Origin of the sequence: Candidatus Cryosericum odellii (assembly GCF_003570935.1) — a bacterium.
GTDB classification, from domain to species: Bacteria; Caldisericota; Caldisericia; order Cryosericales; family Cryosericaceae; genus Cryosericum; species Cryosericum odellii.
On record NZ_QXIU01000189.1, the window covers coordinates 1 to 4,093 of the forward strand.

The window sequence follows — 4,093 nt, forward strand, 5'->3', positions numbered from 1 at the left end:
GACGTCATCGTCAGCAAGTTGCAACACTTTCTGAATTCTGCAGGCTGATGGAACTCGTCGACAGGTTCCGCGTGCCGAACAGAGACGTATGGTTCGTCCAGGCGGTCCTGACCGACTGCGAGGGACAGGCTGTCGTGTCGCTTGGCGAACGGGAGACTGACGAGAGCATCATGAGTGTCCTCTATGATGACTCCGCCGAGGGCGAGTTGGCGCCGCTATTTGCATATTTGACGGCGGTTGGTAAGATAGTGCCAGTCTTTCACGACAAGCCTTGATGGGGGAGTGACATTGGCGAGTTCTGACGAGGAGCGGTTACGCAGCCAGATCCAGGAGTTTGTAGGCCGTCGTGAGTATGACGCGGCCCTTCGTTTGGCTGTTGATGAGGCCGACCATGACTATGGACGGCAGCAATATGCCCAGGGCATCGACCTCCTGAATGCGCTCATCCAGATCCTCAAGGACCGGCAAGTCGCACTGTGGAGCATCTATATCGGTGCCTATCAGAAGATCGTGGGCCTCGACAACCAGCTCAAGGACAAGTCCGCGACGATACGCGACCTGGTCGAACTCTCCCGCTATTGCATCAAGGATGGCGACTTCGACAAGGCGCTGGCAGCCAGCAGCTCTGCTATCGGTATCGATACCCGCAGCACCGACGCGCTCAACCAGAAGGCGCGTGTGCTTGCATACCGTCGTGACTACGTTCAGGCCTTCAAGGTACTGGGCCAGAGCCTGGAGGTCAGTCCCCAGAATCCGCGCACGCTCTATCTGAAGGCGAGCATTCTGGGCAACAACGGCAGGTTCGCCGATGCGCTCGCCGTATATGAACAGCTGCGCATGGCCGATCCTTCTTACCCGGGGCTTGGCAAGGCCATTGCCGAGATGCGGGGCCAGATCGACTGGAAGGTCAAGGCCGTGGAGGGACCTGCGGGCGGTATGCGTGCCTCACAGTCCCCGGAAGTCGACCGCGTGCCCGCGATTGAGCGCAAGTCCAAGGCGATCGAGCCGGACGAGGGGGCGAGGAATACCCTCGAGACACTATACGACGAGGCGGTCGTGGCCGACGAGCTGCCCGCCCCACAGGAGAGGGTCCCAGCCGATCAGAAGGCCGAGGGTGGATCCTCTCATCCGGACCTTCCGCGCGACCTTGTGCCTGAAACGTCGGGCGACATGAAGATGGAGACCATCCCTGTACCACACCAGGCGTGGGTGAAGCCAGGGGAGGAGTCTCCGACCGCGGCCAGGTGCTTCGTGCCTTCCGAGGCCGCCGGGCTGACCGTTCTGTCGCCCGAGGAACTCAGGTTGGCCTCTCTCCGCAAGGGAGAGGAGGTGGCGACACATCTGACCCAGGCGAACGCGGCGGATACCGAGGTCGTTTCACGGGCCGCAGTCACCGCGCCACCTTCCCCGACGCCGGGGCAGGAGGCTGAACGGCAGTTGATCGGCATCGTAAGGGGTATCAACCAGGGCAAGATGGAGCGGGAGGATCTGATGCAGCGTCTGTCCGATGCGGGCAGCGTGGCCATTCCACTGTCGCTGGGAGTTCTCTATCTCAACTTTCTGCGCAATCCCCAGGACGCAGAGACCATGAGTGACCTGCTGACGTGGCTGGAACGCGGCGGCTACACGCGCCTTCCCCTGTTCGTCGTCGAGGAGGCTCTTGCTCAGGGAGCCAGGGTTGACTTCCACGACCCTCAGATCGCTTCTATCGTCCTATCCGCCGACGGCGCGGACATGGCTGGCGAGCTGAGGACGCACAAGGCCGAACTTCTGCTCGAACGTGGCGACACGACATCGTATGTACGGGAGGAACTGGGCATGGTACGCCAAGCCGCCGAGTCTGCTTCGGCCGAAGGCATCGTGCACCAGCTTGTTCATGTTCTGGAACGCTGCCTGGTCGAGGACGCCTGTACGCAGGAGGTCCTTGCCGCGGCCGCGGAACTGGGTGTGGTGGACCAGTTGGTCGACCGTGTCACTGAGGATGCGAACATGGTGAAGGTGCCGGCGCTGGAGGCTGCGATTGTCGAACGACTGGGGCGCACGGGTGTCGACGAGTCGACATTCCTGAACAACGATGGGCTGTTTCAGCATGTCACGCTCAGTGTGGAGAAGTCGGCCATCCTGCGTCGTGTCCTGGCCAATGCCATCAACCCCACGGTTCGGCGGAAGGTGCTCCAATCCCTGCTCGTCCTGGGAACCCCCAATATGGCCGAGTTCACCGAACTGGTGGGGCTCATGGCCAGGGAGCGCGATACGAGCAATGCGGCGTATCTCATCCAGTACTTGGTGGACCACCGGCAAGAGGTTACGGAGGGCCGGTTCCTGCTGGAGAAACTTGCCCATCTCGTCCCTGCGGACTTCGAGAGCCGATATGGGCTGGGTCTGGCGGCTGAGCAGCTTGGGGTTCACGATGCTGCTGCAGGGTACTTTGTTGCTGCCATCCGGGCTCATCCCGGGGATCCCGATACGGTGCAGCGTGCCCTGGAGGCCATTCTCGCATCCGGCGAGTACGACCTCATCGCGGACGCGATCTCGCTGTCGCAGTTGTCTCCTGCCGATGTCGAAGGCCTGGTGGACAAGGCAGCCGCCGGGACGTCCGGCATCACAGCCGGTTCGGTCGAGCAACGTCTGATATCTGCGTGGGCCGCATTCGCGGGCAGTCGCTACGAAGAGGCGGTAGCGATGAGTTCCGGCACGGTGAGGGGGGGAGGAGACCTACGGTTCTACCTGCCCATGGCCCTCTCATTCGTTCACCTGGGATTGCCCGAACTGGCGACCCGGGAGCTCGATCACGCCATGCATCTGCCGAACGTCACTGACGAGGCTAAACTGATCCTCAAGTACCATGCGGCTGTGATCCACCTGGCACAGGGCAGCAGCCAGCAGGCGGCACAGTTGTTCCAGGAGGTCGGCGAGTCCTCGCCCGGCTTCCGAGACACAGAAGAACTGCTCAGCAAATGTGGAAGCCAGGGCTCCAAGATCATGAAACTCTAGAGCACGGAGGAAATGTGGACGGTAGACGGTCAGTAGGAAGCATCTTGCTTGCGCGAGGGTATATCAACGAACAGGCTCTTGATGGAGCCCTCACCGCTCAACACAACACCAACGAGCCACTGCTCAAGATCCTCATCGATCAGGGGTTCATCAACGACGACATCAAGGCACAGGTCCTGGCCGAACAGTGGCACATGCCATTTGTAGATGTCATGGCGGAGAAGGTAGAGGCGGACGTGCTGGCGCTGGTGGACCAGGAACGCGCGAAGCGCTACGGTTTCGTCGCGTTCAAGCGTGAGGAGGGTGTCGTCAGCATCGCACTCAGCGATCCCACCAACATCGAGCTGATGGACTACCTGCTGGCAACCTACGGGCGCGAGACAAAGTTCTTCGTCGCTCCCAAGAATGCCATCTACGGCGCCATCGAGAAGTACTACGTCGTCGGAAACTCCATCAAGGAAGCCAGCTCCGAGGCGAAGGCCGAGATCATCGCAGAAAGTGGCGAAGAGGTCAGCATCGAGCAGTTGCGCGAGATGGGTCAGGACGCGCCCGTCATCCGGCTGGTCAACACGATCATCACTCAGGCCATCGTCGAGCATGCGTCGGACATCCACGTGGAACCGCAGAAGGACCACCTGCGCATCCGCTACCGTATCGACGGCATCCTGCAAGAAAAGCAGAACCTGCCGCGCAACATCCAGGCCGGCGTGCTCTCGCGCATCAAGATCATGTCCAACATGGATATCGCCGAGCGGCGCAAGCCCCAGGACGGCCGTATCTCCCTGCGCATCGAGAACAAGGCCATCGACTTCCGCGTCAGTTCACTGCCCACCATCTACGGCGAGAAGATCGTTATGCGTATCCTGGACAAGAGCAGTGCCATGGTGCCCCTTGAGAACCTTGGATTCCTCAATGATACACTGACCCTGTTCAACAATGTCATCAGCCAGCCGTACGGCATGATCGTTATCTCCGGCCCCACCGGTGCCGGCAAGACGACGACCCTGTACTCCGCGCTCAACCGCCTCAACACGCCCGGCAAGAACATCGTGACGGTAGAGGACCCGGTCGAATATCAGATGGACGGACTCAACCAGGT

The 4,093-nt window shown here is 60.8% G+C and carries 3 protein-coding genes; all 3 read left to right on the forward strand.

The window, feature by feature from the left end:
- The coding region (locus SMC5_RS07655; protein ID WP_207799144.1) for a hypothetical protein at positions 1-275 on the forward strand (275 nt) is incomplete at its 5' end.
- Positions 276-288: 13 nt separating this feature from the next.
- Positions 289-2,994, forward strand: coding sequence for a tetratricopeptide repeat protein (locus SMC5_RS07660; RefSeq protein WP_165846640.1), 2,706 nt, complete (start codon positions 289-291; stop codon positions 2,992-2,994).
- Between the two features lie 14 nt (positions 2,995-3,008).
- Positions 3,009-4,093: GspE/PulE family protein (locus tag SMC5_RS07665; RefSeq protein WP_165849027.1), on the forward strand; the 1,085-nt coding region annotated here is incomplete at its 3' end.